Raw genomic sequence first — 17,604 nt, 5'->3', positions numbered from 1 at the left:
ACCGGGCGCCCTTCTCTGCTTCTCCGCTACTGGTCGCCGTTGGGGTCGAACGGGTTCGGCGGACTGGTCGTCGGGGTCACCGGCGCACTGGTCGTCGGCGTCACCGGCGCACTGGTCGTCGGCGTCACCGGCGCACTGGTCGTCGGCGTCACCGGGGTCGCCGGCGCACTGGTCGTCGGTTTCTTCGTGGTCGCGGACGCCGACGGCGTGTCGGACACGCTGGCGCTGGGGCTCGGGGTCCAGCTGGGCTGAACCGCGGCGCCCTGGTCGGTGTCCAGGTCGAACTTGGTGTTCTCGCCCGCGACGCCGAAGGTGTACTCGGCCCAGATCTGCGCCGGGAAGCCACCGCCGTTGACGCGGGGAAGGCCGGCGGTCTTGTACATCTTGCTCTGCGCGTGGGTCTTGTAGTTCTCGCCGAACAGACCGACCGAGGTGACCAGGTCCGGGGTGTAGCCGGTGAACCAGGCCGACAGGTTGTCGTCGGAGGTACCGGTCTTGCCGGCGACCTTCCGGCCGTCGCGGGCCGGGTTCTGGGCCACGGACACCTTGGCCGTACCGTCGTCGACCACACCGGTCAAGACCGAGGTCACCGTGTCCGCGGCCTCGCGGCTGATGACCTGGTCGCCGATCGGGTCGGGCATCTGCACCTCGGTGCCGCCCTGTTCCGCCGACTTGATGATGGTCGGCGTGACCTGCTTGCCGTGGTTGTCGAGCGTGGCGTAGACGCCCGCCATCTGGATCGGGCTCGCGCCCATGGTGCCCAGCGTGTAGGCGGGCAGCGCCTTGAGCTCGCCGGTGTCCATGCCCATCTTGGTGGCCGTCTCGAGCACCTTGTCCATGCCGACGTCCACGCCCATCTGCGCGAAGACGGAGTTGATGGACTTGTCCATCGCGGTCTGGACGGTGACCTTGCCGTAGTCCGCGTCGTCCTCGTTCTCGGGGCCGAAGCCGACCTTGTTGCCGTTGCTGTCCACGACCTGGCGCTTGCTCGTGCCGTCGTAGATCGTGTTCGCGCCGATCGCCTTGCCGCCCTGCGTCTCGGAGGCGTTCTCCAGGGCGGCGGCCAGAATGACCGGCTTGAACGTCGAGGCGGGCTGGTAGTCGGTGCGGTTGGCGTTGCTGATGTAGTGCTTGGTGTAGTCCTGGCCGCCGTAGAGGGCGACGATCTTGCCCGTCTTGGGGTCGACCGAGGCGGCTCCGGCTTGGACGTTCTTGTCGACCGCCCGCTTCTTCGGGTCGAGCTGACTGGTCAGCTGGCTCTTGACGGACTTCTCCAGCTGGGCCTGCTTCTTCTTGTCGATGTTCAGGGTGATGGTCCAGCCGGAGTTCTCGACCCGGGCCTCGGCCTCGTCCTGGGTGATGTTCTCCTGCTTGATCAACTGCTTCTCGAGCTGCTGTTTGGCGAGCTTGATGAAGTAGCCCTTCTGCCCCTCCATGCCCGGGGCGGCCTTGGGCTCCTTGGGCACCGGGAAGGTCATGGCGTCGCGCTTGGTCTTGTTCAGCCAGCCCTGCTCGACCATGTTGTCCAGGACGTAGTTCCAGCGTGCCTGCACCAGCTTCTTGCCGGTGTCGCTGGCGACCGCCCAGTCGTACTGGCTCGGCGCCTGAAGCAGTGCGGCGAGATACGCGCCCTGCTCGACCGAGAGATTCTTGGCGTCGACGCGGTAGTAGTCCTGGGCGGCGGCCTGGATGCCGTAGGCGCCGCGGCCGTAGTAGCTGGTATTGATGTAGCCCGCGAGGATCTTGTCCTTGGACGTCGTGCGGTCCACCTTCAGCGAGATGACCAGTTCCTTCAGCTTGCGCGTGACGGTCTGGTCCTGGTCGAGGTAGAAGTTCTTCACGTACTGCTGGGTGATGGTCGAGCCACCCTGCTTGCCCTTGCCGGACAGCGTGTTGATCAGACCGCGGGCCGTGCCCTTGAGGTCGACGCCGGCGTCCGTGTAGAAGGACTTGTTCTCCGCCGCCACGAAGGTGTGCTGGACGGGCTTGGGAACCTCGGCGAGGTCGACGATCTCGCGGTTGGTGTCGCCTTCGCGGGCCATCGTCGAGCCGTCGTTGTACTTGTAGATGTTGCTCTGCTTCTGCGCGTCCGGGTTGCCCTTGGGCACGGAGATCATCATGTACATCACGACGAAGGCGCCGATGCCGAGCAGACAGAAGGCGAAGAACGCGCCAAGGATCTTCTTCCAGGTGAAGAGCCGTCGTATCGCGCTCTTGCCGTTCTTGGCGTTCTTTGCGTTCTTCTTGCCCTGGGCGGCCTTGCGGGCCGCTGCCCGGCCGCCGGTCACGACGCCCTCGCTCGGCGTCCCGGACGAGCGTGCGGGCGGCGCCGCGCGGCGACCACCGCGCTGACGTGCTTTTCTCTCTTCCGCTCGTCCCATGGGTCGACTCGCTCCGCTTCCTCATCGGCGGCCACACCGGTTCGTGGCTCTGGTCAGCTCAGAAAGCTAACACCGCTCTATATGACAAAGGACATTCCATCCGGGCCTCACGGGGCGTGAGAATCAGCACCCGTCTCATCGGAACCAGACTCCCAGGTGGGTGTGAAGGTTGCCGCAGCGGGGTAATCTGATATCAGTTAGCTAGAACTTCGATAGACATCAGACAGATGGGGGATCACCATGTCCGCGGATGACTCGGTACCCGAGATGCCCGCCCCGCGCGTCCGGGAGGTCGCCGCGCACAGCATCGGCGGCGCGCTCGCGCTGCTGCTGGGCCTGGTCGGCCTGCTGGCCGCCGTCGTGCTGTTCGCGGCCAGTTCACGCAGTCCCGGCTTCGCGGCCGGCGGTGTCCTCGTGCTGGTCGCCGCGCTCATCTCACTGCGCGGCCTGAACACGGTCGCGCCCGGCGAGGCCCGGGTCGTCCAGCTCTTCGGGCGCTACCGGGGCACGATCCGCCAGGACGGGCTGCGCTGGGTGAACCCCTTCACCTCCCGCACGAAGATCTCTACCCGGGTCCGCAACCACGAGACCGCCGTCCTGAAGGTCAACGACGCCTACGGCAACCCGATCGAGCTGGCCGCGGTCGTGGTGTGGCGGGTCGAGGACACCGCGCAGGCCACCTTCGAGGTGGACAACTACGTGAAGTTCGTCGCCACCCAGACCGAGACGGCCGTCCGGCACATCGCCATCGAGTACCCCTACGACGCCCACGAGGAGGACGGGCTCTCGCTGCGCGGCAACGCCGACGAGATCACCCAGAAGCTCGCCACCGAGCTGCACGCGCGTGTGGAGACGGCCGGCGTGCAGATCATCGAGTCCCGCTTCACGCACCTCGCCTACGCGCCCGAGATCGCCTCGGCGATGCTCCAGCGGCAGCAGGCCGGGGCGGTCGTCGCGGCCCGGCGGCAGATCGTGGAGGGCGCGGTCGGCATGGTCGAGGAGGCGCTGGCCCGCATCACCGAGCGGGACATCGTATCGCTGGACGACGAGCGCAAGGCGGCGATGGTGTCCAACCTGATGGTGGTGCTGTGCGGTGACCGGGCTCCGCAGCCGGTCCTCAACACCGGGACGCTCTACCAGTGACGGCACCTTCCGAGGGGGGCTCCCCCGAGCGACGGCCTCAGCAGCGCAAGCAGGTGCTGCTGAGGCTGGACCCGCTGGTGCACGAGGCGCTCGCGCGGTGGGCGGGGGACGAGCTGCGGTCGGCCAACGCGCAGATCGAGTTCCTGCTCCGCAGGGCCCTGAAGGAGGCCGGGAGGCTGCCCGGTGACACCGGGCCCCTGCCGCGCCGGGGACGGCCCCCCAAGGACGACCGAGGCGACCGAGGGCATGTAGCAGAACCGTGACAATAGGCCCCCACCTGCGGCTGCTCACGTCCCGATCTCCTCTACACACCCTGCGTATACACATGGGGTATACACCGCGAGTACAGTCCTCCCCATGTCCATCGGTCACACTCTTCTAGGGCTCCTGGAGTCCGGCCCCCGGCACGGTTACGACCTCAAGCGGGCCTTCGACGAGAAGTTCGGTCACGACCGGCCTCTGCACTACGGCCAGGTCTACTCGACGATGTCCCGGCTGCTGAAGCACGGACTCGTCGAAGTCGACGGGATCGAGCCCGGCGGAGGCCCCGAGCGCAAGCGGTACGCCATCACGGACGCCGGGATCACCGACGTACAGCACTGGCTCGCGACGCCGGAGAAGCCCGAGCCGTATCTCCAGTCCACGCTGTACACCAAGATCGTCCTCGCGCTGCTCACGCACCGGGACGCCGGCGACATCCTCGACGCGCAGCGCTCCGAGCACCTGCGGATGATGCGCATCCTCACCGACCGGAAGCGGAAGGGGGACCTCGCCGACCAGTTGATCTGCGACCACGCCCTGTTCCATCTGGAAGCCGACCTGCGCTGGCTGGAACTGACCGCGGCGCGTCTCGACAAGCTCGCGGAGGTGGTGGTCAAGTGACCCCGGCCGGTTCCCTGCTCGTGGCCAGCGAGCTGCGCAAGACGTACGGTCCCACCGTCGCTCTCGACGGTGCCGAGTTCTCCATCCACCCCGGTGAGGTCGTCGCCGTCATGGGCCCCTCGGGGTCCGGCAAGTCGACGCTGCTGCACTGTCTCGCCGGGATCGTCCCGCCCGACTCGGGCTCGATCACCTACAACGGCCGGGAGATGGCCACGATGAACGACGCCGAGCGCAGTGCGCTCCGGCGCTCGGAGTTCGGGTTCGTCTTCCAGTTCGGGCAGCTCGTCCCCGAGTTGACCTGCGTCGAGAACGTGGCTCTTCCACTGCGGCTGAACGGCACCTCGCGCAAGGAGGCCGAGAAGACGGCGCTGGGCTGGATGGAGCGCCTGGAGGTCGACGACCTCAGGAAGAAGCGCCCGGGCGAGGTGTCCGGCGGTCAGGGCCAGCGGGTGGCCGTGGCCCGCTCCCTGGTGACCAACCCGCGTGTGCTGTTCGCCGACGAGCCGACCGGCGCGCTCGACTCCCTCAACGGCGAGCGGGTCATGGAGATGCTTACCGAGGCCGCCCGGTCCACCAACGCGGCCGTCGTCCTCGTCACGCACGAGGCACGGGTCGCCGCCTACTCCGACCGCGAGATCGTCGTACGGGACGGGAAGTCCCGGGACATGGAGCGGGTCGTATGACGCTCAGGCAGTGGTGGCGAGACCTCGCCATGGGGGTTCGGTTCGCCTTCGCGGGCGGACGCGAAGGATGGTTCCGGGCACTGCTGACCGCCGTCGGCGTGGGCCTCGGCGTGGCGTTGCTGCTGCTGACCACCGCGCTGCCGAGCGCACTGGCGGTGCGGCACCAGCGCGAGGACGCCCGTACGGACATCACGTACAGCGACAAGATCCCCCCGAAGGCGGCCGACACGCTGCTGGTGGCGGCCACCGGAACGACCTTCCGGGACACGAGCATCCGCGGACGGGAGCTGGAGCCCGAGGGGCCGAAGGCTCCCCTGCCGCCGGGGGTCCAGAAGTTCCCGGCGGTCGGTGAGATGGTGGTCTCCCCCGCGCTGAAGAAGCTGCTGGAGTCCGGTGGCGGCACGCTCCTGCGACAGCGGCTGCCGCAGAAGATCGTCGGCACGATCGGCGAGAGCGGGCTGATCGGCTCCGCCGAACTCGCCTACTACCGGGGCGCCGAGGGCCTCGCGGCCCAGGGCATCACCGGCGGGCGGATCACCCGCATCGACCGGTTCGGGAACCCGAACCCGATCACGGAACGCACCGATCCGGTACTGGTCCTGCTGGTCCTGGTCGTCTTCATCGTGCTGCTGATGCCGGTCGCCGTGTTCATCGCCGCCGCCGTGCGCTTCGGCGGCGAGCGGCGCGACCGACGGCTCGCCGCCCTGCGTCTGGTGGGCGCCGACGGCCGCTCGGCCCGTCGGATCGCGGCCGGCGAAGCGCTCGCGGGTGCGGTGCTGGGACTGGTCCTGGGCACCGGGTTCTTCCTGATCGCCCGTGAAGTGGCGGGCTCCGTCGAGGTGTTCGGGGAGAGCGTCTTCCCGAGTTACCTCAACCCCTCGCCCCTTCTTGCCCTGCTGGTCGCTGTCGCGGTGCCCGCCGCGGCCGTTCTGGTGACCCTGCTCGCCCTGCGCGGAGTGGTGATCGAGCCGCTCGGCGTGGTGCGTACGGCCAAGCCCGCGCGGCGCCGGCTGTGGTGGCGGCTGCTGCTGCCGCTGGCCGGGCTCGGGATGCTCTACCCGATGGTCGGACAGGGACGCGACGGCGGCGACTTCAACCAGTACCTCGTCACCGGCGGAGTGGTTCTGCTCCTGGTCGGGGTGACCGCGCTGCTGCCGTGGATCGTCGAGGCGGTCGTGGCCCGGCTCGGCTCGGGCGGCCTGTCCTGGCAACTGGCCGTGCGCAGGCTGCAGTTGAACAGCGGCACGGCGGCCAGGATGGTCAACGGCATCGCGGTGGCGGTGGCCGGGGCGATCGCGCTGCAGATGCTGTTCGCGGGCGTCGAGGGCGACTACACCGAGGACACCGGCTACGACGTCACGCGGGCGCAGATGCAGATCTCCGTCCCGCAGGACAGGACGCTCGCCGCGACCGTGAAGGAGCTCTCCGCGACCCGGGGCGTGGCGCAGGTGTACGCCTTCGACGAGGGGTACGCCAACGACGGGCCGGGTGACAACGCGAACTTCGCCCGGGTGACCGTCGCCGACTGCGTCTCCCTGCGTGAGGTGGCCAAGCTGCCCTCCTGCAACGACGGCGACGTCTTCGCCTCCCATGTCACACAGGGCACGGGCAACGACTCCTCCGCCCCGCAGAACGCCGACCCCGAGTCGACCGTGGCGGCCGAACCGGGCAAGACGCTCTACTTCGACACCTCCGACGACCCGGACAAGCCCACCCCGGTCACCTGGACCGTGCCGAAGACCGTCAAGCAGGCCGAGTCCATCGCGGACCCGACCGGCTACCGGCGCGGCGGTCTCCTGATCACCCCGGCCGCCTTCCCCGCGAAGGCCGCGGCGGGTGTGCGCGGCCAGATCTATCTGCGCCTGGACAAGTCCGTGCCGGACGCCTACGAGTACGTACGCAACACGGCGGCCCGGATCGACCCGCTCGAAGAGCCGATGACCTGGGCGTCCATCAAGAGCAACGACCGCTACGATTCCATCCGCACCGGCCTGTTCGTGGGCGCCACCTGTGTCCTCGCGCTGATCGGGGCGAGCCTGCTGGTCTCCCAGCTGGAGCAGCTGCGCGAGCGCAAGAAGCTGCTGTCGGCGCTGGTCGCCTTCGGCACCAGGCGGCGCACCCTGAGCCTGTCGGTGCTGTGGCAGACAGCGATCCCGATCGTGCTCGGTCTGCTGCTGGCCATGGTGGTGGGGCTGACGCTGGGCGTGGTCCTGCTGCGGATGACGAACACCGGGGTGCGCGTGGACTGGCCGAGCGTGCTGTCGATGACCGGCGTGGGCGCGGCGGTGGTCGTCGTGGTGACGCTGCTGAGCCTGCCGCCGCTGCTCAGGCTGATGCGGCCGGACGGGCTGCGGACGGAGTAACCGCCCGCAGCCGGCCGTCCGTTCAGAGGCTGTACTCCCGCACCACCCGCCGGACCTGGGCGAACAGCATGCCGACGTTGACCGACTTGCGGCAGACGACGACGGCCACGACGTCCTGCTGTTCGTTCAGCCGCACGAACAGGTGCGTGAGGTTCTCGCTGTTGACCAGGACCTCCTGGAAGAAGTGGTTGTCACTGGCCACCCCGCGACGCTCCTTGAAGACGTCCTCGATCATCACGACCGTACGGCCCTGGAACAGGTCGAGAGTCGCGCCCGCCAGGAGGTCCAGGACCTCCGGCGGGTGGTTCTCGACGGTCTCGTACGACAGCAGCATGCCCGTGGACATGTCGACCACGCCGGAGGCGACGCAGTCGGGGGCTTCGGTACGAAGGGACTTGACCAGGCCCATCACCTGGTCGGAGAAACCTGTGGCCATGCGCTTCGTCGCCATCCCTTCAGACTCCTTCTGATGCTTTCTCGGTCGCTTTGCCGGTGAGGATCGAACCGATCCGGTTCAGGGTCGGTTGAGTCGCTCGGTGCAGGTGCTCCACGTCCATGCCCTCGTCGCCGAGTACGACCATCAGGGCGGTGTCGCCGACGGCGTAGAAGGCGGCGCAGCCGTGGCTGCCGTACGTCACCGTCCTGCGCAGCATGCCGCGGCTGGTCGCCTCGGAGGTGCGCCGGGCCAGGCCGAGGCCGGCCGCGGCGAGCGCGGCGAGACCCTCCGGGTCGATCGAGTCGGCGGTGTCGGCGGCTATGAGCAGCCCGTCCGCGGCGGCGACCGCGGTGTCCGTGATACCGGTGACCTGTTCACGCAGACCGCGCATTTCGCGCGCCAGGGCTTTGTGATCCATATACTCAACTCCCCTAATTCTGTTCACATCTGATCGGCTGCTTCATTTCGGTGTTCCGTTCCGGAGGCGGAAAAAGCTTCCTGGTTTACGGAGTGGCAGATCGGCGCGTTCCACGGGCCTGGCCGGCTCGGTGGGCACCGGTTGCCGTTGACGCAGTCCCTGGCCGTCCGGGAGCGTCCGGACCGGGATCGGTTCGGGCGTCTCGACACAGACCAGGAGGCCTTCGTCGAGCATCCGGGCGACCTCGACGGTGACGGTGTAGACGCCGCGTCCGACCCGGAAGGCGAGATCGCGGGCGGTACGGCGACCGTCGGCCCGGTCGAGCAGATCGCGCCGCAGTGCGGTGGTCGCGGTGGCCGTGCCTTCGAGTGCGGGGGCGGGCACGGGCCGTTCCCGGTCGGGATGCACCGGGTGCGGCAGCGCGGCCAGGGCGATGAGTCTGCGGGTCGCGTCCTGGAGCAGCCGCAGGGGCATCTCACCCACCGGGACCTGCGCGAACGGCTCGGCGGTGACGACGCGTTCGCATTTCTCCACCCGCCCCGCGACCATCGCGAAGGCGGCGTCGTGCAGGGCCAGTGCGCACACCACCCGCAGCTGCGCGGCCCCCGCGTAGCCGTGCGCGATGAGCGCGGTCGCCGGCCAGCGCGAGCCGCCGGACTCCCGCACCAACTCGGCCCACTGCTCGCCGCTGACCCGTCCGGAACGCAGCAGCAGTGCCTCGGGCCCGGGGGCTCCGGGCGACTCCACGGCGACGACCCGGCCGTCCCCGAAGTGGAAGGTGCCGCCGGGTGAGCCGGTGATCCGCAGCTCCCCGGTGAAGCTGTCCCGGCCGCACGCGGCCAGGGCCAGTGCCAGGTGTTCGTGGCCCGACATCACACCCCCCGCCGCCTCGCACATACGCCTGACGCGTAGCGCTGAGGAAGGAATGTGTATCAGTCCGGGCGCATATTCCGGGTGCTGGTTTCCTACCTGCCGCTAGTTGACGGAAGTTGAGTTCACGGGCTGTTCAAAACACTTGCTTCGGCGCTCATTTGACCGAATATAATCACCGGATTTCCCGTCCGGACACCGGGTTCCGCGACCGTCGCCACCCACCGCAGGAGCCCGGCGGCACGGCGCTCAGTCCCGCCGGGCGGGGTCCTCGGCGCTCTCGTCGGGGGCACCGGGGGGTGCGTCACCGCCCGGGGGTGCATCGCTGGGCACGTCGTCGGCTTCGGTGCCGACAGCCGTGTCCTCGACGGCCGGATCGGCCTCCGCACTCGTCTGTTCCTCCGAGTACGCCTTCAAATAGCTCACCACGGTGTTCGTCACCGCCACCAGCGGTACGGCCACCACCGCGCCGCCGATACCGGCCACCATGCCGCCCGTCGCGACCGTCAGCACCACCGCGAGCGGGTGGACGCGCACCGCACGGCCGAGGATGAACGGCTGCAGGATGTGGCCCTCGATCTGCTGGACCGCGAGGACCACCGCGAGCGTCATGAGCGCCGTGAACACGCCCTGGGTGACCAGCGCGACGACCACCGCCAGCGCGCCGGAGGCGACCGCGCCCACGAGCGGGATGAAGGAGAACAGGAAGATGAAGACGGCCAGCGGGACGGCCATGGGGACGTTGAGGAAGTAGATGCCGACACCGATGAAGACGGCGTCGATGAGGGCCACGAGGACCGTGCCGCGGACGTAGGCGGTGAGGGTGTGCCAGGCGCGAGGGCCGGCGCCCGCGACAGCCGGCCGGGCCGCGGCCGGGACCAGCTTCAGCGTCCACTCCCAGATCCGCCGGCCGTCGTACAGGAGGAAGAGGGTGGAGAAGAACGTCAGCAGGATGCCCGTCAGTCCCTCGACCACGACCTGGACGCCTTCCAGGCCCGCGGAGGTGATCTGGTCGGTGTTGGCGCCGACCGCTTCGCGCAGGTTCTTGGCGATCTGGTTGATCTGCTTGTCGGTGACGTGGAAGGGGCTCTTCAGCAGCCAGTTGCGCAGATCGTCGATACCGCTCTGGATCTGGTCGGAGAGGTTGTCGATGTTCTCCATGACCTGCCAGGTCACGAACCAGCCCATGAGACCGATGACGACGAACCCGAGGATCGCGGTGAGCGCGGTGGCCGGGCCGCGCGGGACGCCGTGGCGCATGAGACGGGCCACCGTCGGCTGGAGCATCGCGGTGATGAGCAGGGCGATGACGAAGGCGAAGACGACGAGTTGGACGGCGCTGATGACCCGCATCAGCACCCAGACGGTGCCCGCGAGGATCAGCAGCCGCCAGCCGGCCTCGGCGGCGACCCGTACGCCCCACGGCACGGCCTGCGCCGGATCGGGGCGGGGGGCCAGTACGACGGCCGGACGGGCGGCGGGGCTCACGGACGCCCGCTTGCGTTCAGGGGGCGGCGGGGCCGCGTCGGTCTCGGCCTCCTCCCGCGCCACTTCGGCCCGGCGCTCGTCCAAGCGCTCTCCCACATCGGTCAGCCGGGCACCCACCCGGCCGAGCCACCCTGGCACTCGCGACATGAATCGTCCTCTTCCCCCGTCCGTGACCACCACTCCCCCTGGAGTCGTCGGATCCGACCGTACAGGGCAAAAGCCCCTCCCCGTAGGACGGGAAGGGGCTTCGCGAGGTTGAGTGCGGGGCGCGCTCAGTACCAGTGGTTGGCCTGCCAGAACGACCATGCCTCACACGGGCTGCCGTAGCGGCTGTCCATGTAGTTGAGGCCCCACTTGATCTGGGTGGCCGGGTTGGTCCGCCAGTCCGAGCCGACCGACGACATCTTGGAGCCCGGCAGGGCCTGGAAGAGACCGTAGGCACCGGAGGAGGCGTTGACGGCCGTGTAGCTCCAGCTGGACTCGTGGTCCACGATGTTGCTGAAGCACTGGAACTGGCCGCTCGGCACCATCGAGGAAGCCATCGCCTGGATCTGCGCGGTGGTGTAGGAGCTCTGCACCGGGAAGCTGGACGCGTCCCTGCTGGCCGCCTTCTTGGCCTCGGCGCGTTCCTTGGCTTCCTTGGCCGCCTTCTCGGCGGACTCCTTCTTCTCGATCGCGCTCTTGGCAGCGGCCTTGCGGGCCGACTCCTCGGCGACCTTCTTGGCGCTCGCGTCCGCGGCGATGGCCTGGGTGTCGGCCTGCTGCGTCAGGGACGCGGTCTGCACCTGAGCCTGCTGGCCCGCGGGAATGTCAGCGAGCAGCGTCGTGTCGGCTGCCGTCGCCTCGGCGTCGTTCGGCTGCGCGACGCTGCCTGAGGCAACGCCTACGACGCTTCCGACAGCGGTGACTGCCGTGGCCGACGCCACTGCGAATCCCCGGACCGAAATCGGGCTCACACGGTTTCCTTCCAGCATCGCCCGCTTCGGTGACCCTGGCGGACGCAATCGTGCCCCTGCTCACTGGCCTCCGTACTGCGGGGTCACGGGAGGCGCGGGCCCGGTGGGCAACTCCCTTGCGGGGAGCGCCGCGTGGTACTCGGGCGGCATACGACGTCGACTATGGAGTTGGCTGTGATGTTGCTGTGGTGCCGTACCGCTGGGGGTACAGATGTGTCGTATGCGGGGCCTGACAGGAATGAGACTCTGCCGTAACCGGACGCCGGGTGGCAATTCTGAGTTGCGTGTGAAAGCTCACATCCCGTTTGACGCCAGTGATTTCGAGAAACGGCGACACACGAAGGCGCCGTCCGGATAGGCTCTTCGCCTTTCCGGACGGCGCCAACTGGCCCTGAATACCCCAGTCTTGCTTAGATCTGGCAGATTGCCTTAGATCTGGCCGTCTTCGAGCATTTCGGTCACAAGGGCCGCGATCTGGGACCTCTCGGACCTCGTCAGCGTGACGTGCGCGAAGAGGGGATGCCCCTTCAGCTTCTCCACGACGGCGACCACACCGTCGTAGCGGCCGACCCGCAGATTGTCCCGCTGGGCCACGTCATGGGTCAGAACGACCCGTGAGTTCGCGCCGATCCGGGACAGAACCGTCAGCAGGACGTTCCGTTCCAGGGACTGCGCCTCGTCCACGATCACGAACGCGTCGTGGAGCGAGCGGCCGCGGATGTGGGTGAGCGGCAGCACCTCGAGCATGCCGCGCGCGGTGACCTCCTCGATGACCTCGCGGCTGGCGACCGCGGACAGCGTGTCGAAGACCGCCTGTGCCCAGGGGCTCATCTTCTCGTGCTCGGAGCCCGGCAGATAGCCGAGTTCCTGCCCGCCCACCGCGTACAGCGGCCGGAAGACCATCACCTTCTTGTGCTGGCGGCGCTCCAGGACCGCCTCCAGGCCCGCGCACAGCGCGAGCGCCGACTTTCCGGTGCCGGCCCGGCCGCCCATCGACACGATCCCGATGTCCGGGTCGAGGAGGATGTCCAGCGCGATGCGCTGCTCCGCGCTGCGGCCCTTGATGCCGAACGCCTCCCGGTCGCCGCGCACCAGACGGATGTTGCCGTCGGGCGACACCCGGCCCAGCGCCTTGCCGCGCTCGGAGTGGATGGTCAGCCCGGTGTGCACGGGCATCTCGGATGCCTCGGGGACGTAGACGTGGCCTTCCTCGAAGAGGATGTCCACCTGCTCGCCCGGCAGGGTCAGTTCGGACATTCCGGTCCAGCCGGAGGAGCCCGTGATGGCGAGTTCGGCGCGGTACTCCTCGGCGAGGAGACCGACCGAGGACGCCTTGATCCTGAGCGGGAGGTCCTTGGACACGACGGTCACGTCGAAGCCCTCGGCCTGCAGGTTGCGGGCCACCGCGAGGATGCGGGAGTCGTTGTCCCCCAGGCGGTAGCCGCTGGGCAGCACGCTGGGGTCCGAGTGATTGAGCTCGACACGGACGGTCCCGCCGAGTTCCCCGATCGGGATGGGGGCGTCGAGGCGACCGAACCGGACCCGGAACTCGTCGAGCAGACGCAGGGCCTGCCGGGCGAAGTAGCCGAGTTCGGGATGGTGCCGTTTGGCCTCCAGCTCAGTGACCACGACGATCGGGAGCACCACTTCGTGCTCGTCGAAGCGGTTCAGGGCGTTCGGATCGGCCAGCAGGACGCTGGTGTCGAGAACATAGGTGCGCCTGTCAGGCATGCGGCGCTTTGTGCTGGTCACCACGGAAGGACGTACCCCCTCGGATGAGGTCGGGGAGCGACGGAGTGGAGCTGGACCGGTCCACGGCCACGATGCACGGGCCGAAAACCGGCCCTCCACTGCTTCTTCCGTGCTGTCACCGCACAGTCGAGCTGGTGCAAAGGGCCTCCCGGGCGGACGGCCCCGTGCCGTCCGCTGAGATCCGACACCCGTGGTTCGGGCGTCGACCTGCTTGGCTTATGCCCTCGAACATGCGCTGCCATGCCATCGGGTATGACGGCGCCCTGGTGAACTCCTTGTTACTTGCGCCCCAAAAGGGGTAGTCGCCCGCGCCCGCTCTCCGGTGGAGCGTCCTCGTCAGCCGCCGTAGCGGCGGTGTCGGGCCGCGTAGTCGCGCAGTGCGCGCAGGAAGTCGACCTTGCGGAAGGCCGGCCAGAAGACGTCGCAGAAGTAGTACTCCGAGTGGGCGGTCTGCCACAGCATGAATCCGGACAGCCGCTGTTCGCCGCTGGTACGGATCACCAGGTCGGGGTCGGGCTGGTCGCCTGTGTAGAGATGGCGGCCGATCATGTCGGTGTCGACGGCCTCGGCGAGCTCGTCCATCGAGGTGCCCTTGTCGCGCGCGTCCAGCAGCATCGACCGTACGGCGTCCGCGATCTCCTGGCGGCCGCCGTAGCCGATGGCGACGTTGACGAGTATTCCGCCGACGTGGGCGGTGGCCTCCTCGGCCTCTTTCAGCGCCGTCTGCATCGGGGAGGGCAGCAGGTCGGGGGTGCCGACATGGTGGACCCGCCAGCGGCCGTCGGCGGCGAGGGTACGCACGACGTCCTCGATGATGCCGAGGAGGGGGCCGAGCTCCTCCGGCGGCCGGTTGAAGTTGTCCGTCGACAGCAGCCAGAGGGTGACGACCTCGACGTCCGTCTCGGTGCACCAGCCGAGGAACTCCTCGATCTTCTCGGCACCGGCGCGGTGGCCGTCGACGGGGGTGGAACCGGCGGCCTTCGCCCAGCGACGGCTGCCGTCCACGATGACGCCGATGTGCTTGGGCACCTGAGCGTGGTCCAGGTGGCCCTCCACCCGGCGTGCGTAGAGCCTGACGAGCAGGCCGCGCAGCTTGTCGCGCAGGTTCACGTGAAAGTCAGCCCCTTTGAGATGGCGGTCCCCGCGGCTAGAGCGTACCGGGGGTTCCGGGCGCCGACGGTGGGGGCCTGTCTTGTTCAACTGTGGGAGCCCCGCTCGTTCCTGGACGGCTGCGGGACGTCGACGACTGGTCGCGCCCGCCCTGTGGCGCCGGGTGCCGAACCGGGTCCGCGCCCCTCGAACAGGCACCGAAGTCCTCGGTGGACGCCGGCCCCTGGAGCGAGTACCCCGGCCACCTCTGTCATGCGCACAGTCATGCGCGCGGTCGTGGCGGAGCGGTGGGCGCGGCCGTGGCCGTGGTCCTGGACATAGTGGCGCACGCTGTTCCGCGCACAAAAAACGGGCCGGTCCGTGGGGGGGAGACGGACCGGCCCGAGGGGGGGTTTCCACCATAACCCTTCGTAAGTGATGCTGCGCGCATCGGCGTGCCACAACTACTCTCCGGAGTTGCCCGGCGACGGCCCGGTGGCCGCTTGAGGGCCTGTTCATGGGGGTTTCATGGCCGAATCACGGCGGCATCATGGAGGCGTAGGGCATCGCCCGCGCGGGTGACTCCGGGTCGGAACGTTTCTTTGACGCCGGGAAGTGGGCGCGGCACCGCGCAGCCCCCTCCTCTGCGCGGTGCCACCGCGCAGCTTTGCTGACGCGAATCACCTCGTCTTGAATTTACGTCAGTCGCGGCCGGGAGGCGAGGTGCCTGGGATAACGATGTGGACACCCCGTGAAGACCATGGATATGTGGGGCAGATCGACCTGCGATGCACCCGTTGACCGATTTGCGACTATTTATGACCGCGCTGGCCGTGGAGACGGGACCCACGCGAGAACAGGCATGGCCCCGCCACCGCCCCTGTCGAGCAGGCGGTTCGAAGTGCCGCGAACCGAAGCGGAGTTGACGATCGGAAAGGTTCCGGCCGACCCCACCCGTGAAGCTCAGCAGTTCGGCCGGCGGGCCTCGACGAGATGACGGCTGCTGTGGGCGACGAAGGGCCCCTCGGACTCGATCCGCTCGTGCAGGGCCCGGAGTCGGGGCGCGTACTCCTCCACGGTGAACCCGGGGACCATCCACACCACCTTGCGCAGGAAGTGGACGACGGCGGCGATGTCGTGGAACTCCATCCGCAGCCGCTCGGCGCGCAGGTCGACGATCTCCAGTCCGGCGGCCTCGGCACAGGCGCGTTCGTGATCGGGGTGACGGTCCGAGCTCTGCGACTGCGGCAGCGGACCGAGGAAGTACTCGACGAGCTCGAAGACACTGCGCGGGCCCACATGCTGGGCGAAGTACGTACCGCCGGGCTGGAGCACGCGGGCGATCTCCGCCCACTGGGGGTTGACCGGGTGCCGGCTGCTGACCAGGTCGAAGGTGCCGTCGGCGAAGGGCAGCGGCGCGTCCTCCGGGACGGCGACGACCACGATGCCGCGCGGGCGCAGCAGTGCGGTGGCCTTGGCCGCGTTCGGCGGCCAGCCCTCGGTCGCCGCGGCGAGCACGGGGGCCTTCACCCCCTGGTCGAGGGCGAAGGCCATCACCTCACCGCCGCCGGTCTGGATGTCGAGCGAGGCGGCGGCCCCTGCCAGATGTCCGGCCAGCGAACGGGCGTACCCCCAGGAGGGCCGCGCCTCGGTGGCCCGCCCCTCGAACCACGAGAAGTCCCATCCCGCGGTGGGGACGGCGGCACCCTCGGCGACGAGGTCCTCGAACGTGTGAGGGTTCCCGGAAGTCATGGACTGATCGTGACAGGAGGGTCCGGGTGGGCGCCGCCCATTTTTTCCGGCCCACCGAGGCACCGGCCCACTCCGCCACCTCTCCGGCTCGGACGAGGTACTCCAGCTTCTCGTCGCCCCGGCCGGAGATGGGCGCGCTGCTCCACGGCGGGGTCGTGCTGCTGCGGTACGGCCACGGCGGCCTGGGTGACCATGAACATGCGGACGCCGTGCCGGTGTCACGGTCAGGGCCCTCGACGCAGCCGTCGAGCGAGAGGGACATCATCAGGCCGATTTCCCGCATCGGGCACCTGACCTGTGCAGGAGAGAGAGGATCGACTCCCACGCTACGGGGAAGTGGCGCGGACGGCGTGGGCACACCAGGACGAGGAGGTGGCTCCGGGATGGGGCGCTGGCAGGACGGCCGGGGGAAGCTGATCGTGCACGGGGAGCGGGAGAAACTCGCCGTACCGCTGGAGATCGCGACCTCCTACCGGGCCCGGACAAAGGGACTGCTGGGACGGGACGCCGTCGACGGGGCCCTGCTGCTCTCCCCCGCGGGCAGCGTGCACACCTTCCGTATGCGGTTCCCCATCGACGTCGCCTACCTCGACCGCCGGCTCCGCGTCATCGCCGTACGCACGATGAGGCCGGGGCGGCTGGGACTGCCGCGGCTGCGGTCACGGCATGTGCTGGAGGCGGAGGCGGGGGCGATGGAGGGGTGGGGGATGCGGGTGGGGGTGCGGGTCGAGGTGCACAGGGACCCGGCCGTCGGGTAGCCGACCGGGACGTCGGCGGTGGCTGGATCGGTCGGTGAGTCGGTGGACCGGCGGGTCGGTGGGGCGGCCGGCCGGTGTGGTCCGTCGGCCGGTGTGGTCGCGGGAGGCTTCCGATAAATCTGACTCTTCCTGATAGTTCGGTACATCTTTGGGCATCTGGCCGGATTTCGTGTTGACGGTCCCCCGTGCCGGGAGTTGAGTTTGCCCCCTGAGCGGGACGCACCTCATCCATAGACGCTCAGGGCAGCGGGGGCCGCCATGGACGGCACGGAGATCCTCGTCGTGGGTGAGTCCCGCGGAGGTGGCGCGCTGGAAGGGCGCTGGCCGGTGGTGGCCCGTGTTCCTCCCTGGATCACGGTCTTCCGCGTGAGCGCGGACGAACCGGCGGAACACCTGGCGGAACACCTTCGGGAACTGTCCGGCGACGGCCGTCTGGCCCTCGCCCGTTCACCGCACGGAGAGATCACGAGCATGGGCGACGAGGCCGTCGTACGACAAGTCGACGAGCACGCGCTCCTGTTCATCGAGGCCTGGAAGTCAGGGCCCTCAAGGAAGTCATCAAGGCTGGGCGAAGGCAGGAACTGGGGCGACCCGGACTTCCGGCCGCCCGACCTGAACCCCAACGGAGTGTGA

At 68.9% G+C, this 17,604-nt stretch carries 16 protein-coding genes; 7 read left to right on the top strand and 9 right to left on the bottom strand.

The features are described 5' to 3' along the window. Window positions 1-26: 26 nt before the first annotated feature. Window positions 27-2,381, bottom strand: a complete 2,355-nt coding sequence (locus OHT57_RS32300; RefSeq protein WP_328750236.1) for a transglycosylase domain-containing protein — start codon at window positions 2,379-2,381, stop codon at window positions 27-29. A 240-nt stretch (window positions 2,382-2,621) separates the two neighbouring features. Between OHT57_RS32300 and OHT57_RS32295 the strand changes: the two genes are divergently transcribed. The 5 genes from OHT57_RS32295 (at window position 2,622) to OHT57_RS32275 (ending at window position 7,452) form a co-directional block, all read left to right on the top strand. Continuing rightward, window positions 2,622-3,524 carry an SPFH domain-containing protein gene (locus OHT57_RS32295; RefSeq protein ID WP_328750235.1) on the top strand — a complete coding sequence of 301 codons (903 nt, stop codon included), beginning with the start codon at window positions 2,622-2,624 and terminating at the stop codon, window positions 3,522-3,524. Beyond that, window positions 3,521-3,787 (top strand): hypothetical protein, encoded by a 267-nt coding sequence (locus OHT57_RS32290; protein WP_328750234.1) that lies wholly within the window; start codon window positions 3,521-3,523, stop codon window positions 3,785-3,787. Before OHT57_RS32295 ends, OHT57_RS32290 begins: the two co-directional genes overlap by 4 nt. A 94-nt stretch (window positions 3,788-3,881) precedes the next feature. Further along, on the top strand, window positions 3,882-4,406 hold the full coding sequence (locus OHT57_RS32285; RefSeq protein ID WP_328750233.1) for a PadR family transcriptional regulator: 525 nt from the start codon (window positions 3,882-3,884) through the stop codon (window positions 4,404-4,406). After that, entirely contained in the window at window positions 4,403-5,089 is a 687-nt protein-coding gene (locus OHT57_RS32280) for an ABC transporter ATP-binding protein (protein ID WP_328750232.1), read from the top strand. Before OHT57_RS32285 ends, OHT57_RS32280 begins: the two co-directional genes overlap by 4 nt. Next, window positions 5,086-7,452: an ABC transporter permease gene (locus tag OHT57_RS32275; RefSeq protein WP_328750231.1), complete on the top strand. Its 2,367-nt coding sequence runs from the start codon at window positions 5,086-5,088 to the stop codon at window positions 7,450-7,452. Before OHT57_RS32280 ends, OHT57_RS32275 begins: the two co-directional genes overlap by 4 nt. A 22-nt stretch (window positions 7,453-7,474) precedes the next feature. Here the strand turns inward: OHT57_RS32275 and OHT57_RS32270 are convergent, their stop codons facing one another. From OHT57_RS32270 to OHT57_RS32235, 8 genes are all read right to left on the bottom strand, one after another. Continuing rightward, complete coding sequence (locus tag OHT57_RS32270) at window positions 7,475-7,903, bottom strand: hypothetical protein (RefSeq protein ID WP_328750230.1); 429 nt, start codon at window positions 7,901-7,903, stop codon at window positions 7,475-7,477. A gap of 4 nt (window positions 7,904-7,907) precedes the next feature. Then, complete coding sequence (locus OHT57_RS32265; protein WP_328750229.1) at window positions 7,908-8,306, bottom strand: roadblock/LC7 domain-containing protein; 399 nt, start codon at window positions 8,304-8,306, stop codon at window positions 7,908-7,910. Window positions 8,307-8,348: 42 nt separating this feature from the next. Further along, the gene (locus tag OHT57_RS32260; protein WP_328750228.1) at window positions 8,349-9,179 is read right to left on the bottom strand and encodes a MarR family transcriptional regulator; all 831 of its coding nucleotides are present in this window, start codon (window positions 9,177-9,179) and stop codon (window positions 8,349-8,351) included. Window positions 9,180-9,425: 246 nt separating this feature from the next. After that, window positions 9,426-10,811, bottom strand: a complete 1,386-nt coding sequence (locus tag OHT57_RS32255) for an AI-2E family transporter (RefSeq protein WP_328750227.1) — start codon at window positions 10,809-10,811, stop codon at window positions 9,426-9,428. A gap of 125 nt (window positions 10,812-10,936) precedes the next feature. Then, window positions 10,937-11,638 carry a transglycosylase SLT domain-containing protein gene (locus OHT57_RS32250; protein WP_328750226.1) on the bottom strand — a complete coding sequence of 234 codons (702 nt, stop codon included), beginning with the start codon at window positions 11,636-11,638 and terminating at the stop codon, window positions 10,937-10,939. 411 nt (window positions 11,639-12,049) lie between these two features. Further along, entirely contained in the window at window positions 12,050-13,375 is a 1,326-nt protein-coding gene (locus OHT57_RS32245; protein WP_328750225.1) for a PhoH family protein, read from the bottom strand. Between the two features lie 333 nt (window positions 13,376-13,708). Next, the gene (locus tag OHT57_RS32240; RefSeq protein ID WP_328750224.1) at window positions 13,709-14,482 is read right to left on the bottom strand and encodes an isoprenyl transferase; all 774 of its coding nucleotides are present in this window, start codon (window positions 14,480-14,482) and stop codon (window positions 13,709-13,711) included. 942 nt (window positions 14,483-15,424) lie between these two features. Beyond that, on the bottom strand, window positions 15,425-16,213 hold the full coding sequence (locus tag OHT57_RS32235) for a methyltransferase domain-containing protein (RefSeq protein WP_328750223.1): 789 nt from the start codon (window positions 16,211-16,213) through the stop codon (window positions 15,425-15,427). Window positions 16,214-16,596: 383 nt separating this feature from the next. On the opposite strand from OHT57_RS32235, the gene OHT57_RS32230 reads away from it, so the two are divergent. Further along, on the top strand, window positions 16,597-16,971 hold the full coding sequence (locus tag OHT57_RS32230; protein ID WP_328750222.1) for a DUF192 domain-containing protein: 375 nt from the start codon (window positions 16,597-16,599) through the stop codon (window positions 16,969-16,971). Window positions 16,972-17,229: 258 nt separating this feature from the next. Next, window positions 17,230-17,604 carry a hypothetical protein gene (locus OHT57_RS32225; RefSeq protein WP_328750221.1) on the top strand — a complete coding sequence of 125 codons (375 nt, stop codon included), beginning with the start codon at window positions 17,230-17,232 and terminating at the stop codon, window positions 17,602-17,604.

The sequence above is a fragment of the Streptomyces sp. NBC_00285 genome (assembly GCF_036174265.1).
In the GTDB taxonomy this organism is placed as follows: Bacteria; Actinomycetota; Actinomycetes; order Streptomycetales; family Streptomycetaceae; genus Streptomyces.
This window is presented reverse-complemented; position numbering and strand designations above follow the sequence as displayed.

Bases quoted from the DNA above. Each gene is read 5' to 3' on its own strand.
- OHT57_RS32255 (WP_328750227.1), bottom strand. From the start codon at position 10,811: ATGTCGCGAGTGCCAGGGTGGCTCGGCCGGGTGGGTGCCCGGCTGACC.
- OHT57_RS32225 (WP_328750221.1), top strand. From the start codon at position 17,230: ATGGACGGCACGGAGATCCTCGTCGTGGGTGAGTCCCGCGGAGGTGGC.
- OHT57_RS32260 (WP_328750228.1), bottom strand. From the start codon at position 9,179: ATGTCGGGCCACGAACACCTGGCACTGGCCCTGGCCGCGTGCGGCCGG.
- OHT57_RS32230 (WP_328750222.1), top strand. From the start codon at position 16,597: ATGGGGCGCTGGCAGGACGGCCGGGGGAAGCTGATCGTGCACGGGGAG.
- OHT57_RS32300 (WP_328750236.1), bottom strand. From the start codon at position 2,381: ATGGGACGAGCGGAAGAGAGAAAAGCACGTCAGCGCGGTGGTCGCCGC.
- OHT57_RS32285 (WP_328750233.1), top strand. From the start codon at position 3,882: ATGTCCATCGGTCACACTCTTCTAGGGCTCCTGGAGTCCGGCCCCCGG.
- OHT57_RS32270 (WP_328750230.1), bottom strand. From the start codon at position 7,903: ATGGCGACGAAGCGCATGGCCACAGGTTTCTCCGACCAGGTGATGGGC.
- OHT57_RS32235 (WP_328750223.1), bottom strand. From the start codon at position 16,213: ATGACTTCCGGGAACCCTCACACGTTCGAGGACCTCGTCGCCGAGGGT.
- OHT57_RS32265 (WP_328750229.1), bottom strand. From the start codon at position 8,306: ATGGATCACAAAGCCCTGGCGCGCGAAATGCGCGGTCTGCGTGAACAG.
- OHT57_RS32250 (WP_328750226.1), bottom strand. From the start codon at position 11,638: ATGCTGGAAGGAAACCGTGTGAGCCCGATTTCGGTCCGGGGATTCGCA.
- OHT57_RS32295 (WP_328750235.1), top strand. From the start codon at position 2,622: ATGTCCGCGGATGACTCGGTACCCGAGATGCCCGCCCCGCGCGTCCGG.
- OHT57_RS32275 (WP_328750231.1), top strand. From the start codon at position 5,086: ATGACGCTCAGGCAGTGGTGGCGAGACCTCGCCATGGGGGTTCGGTTC.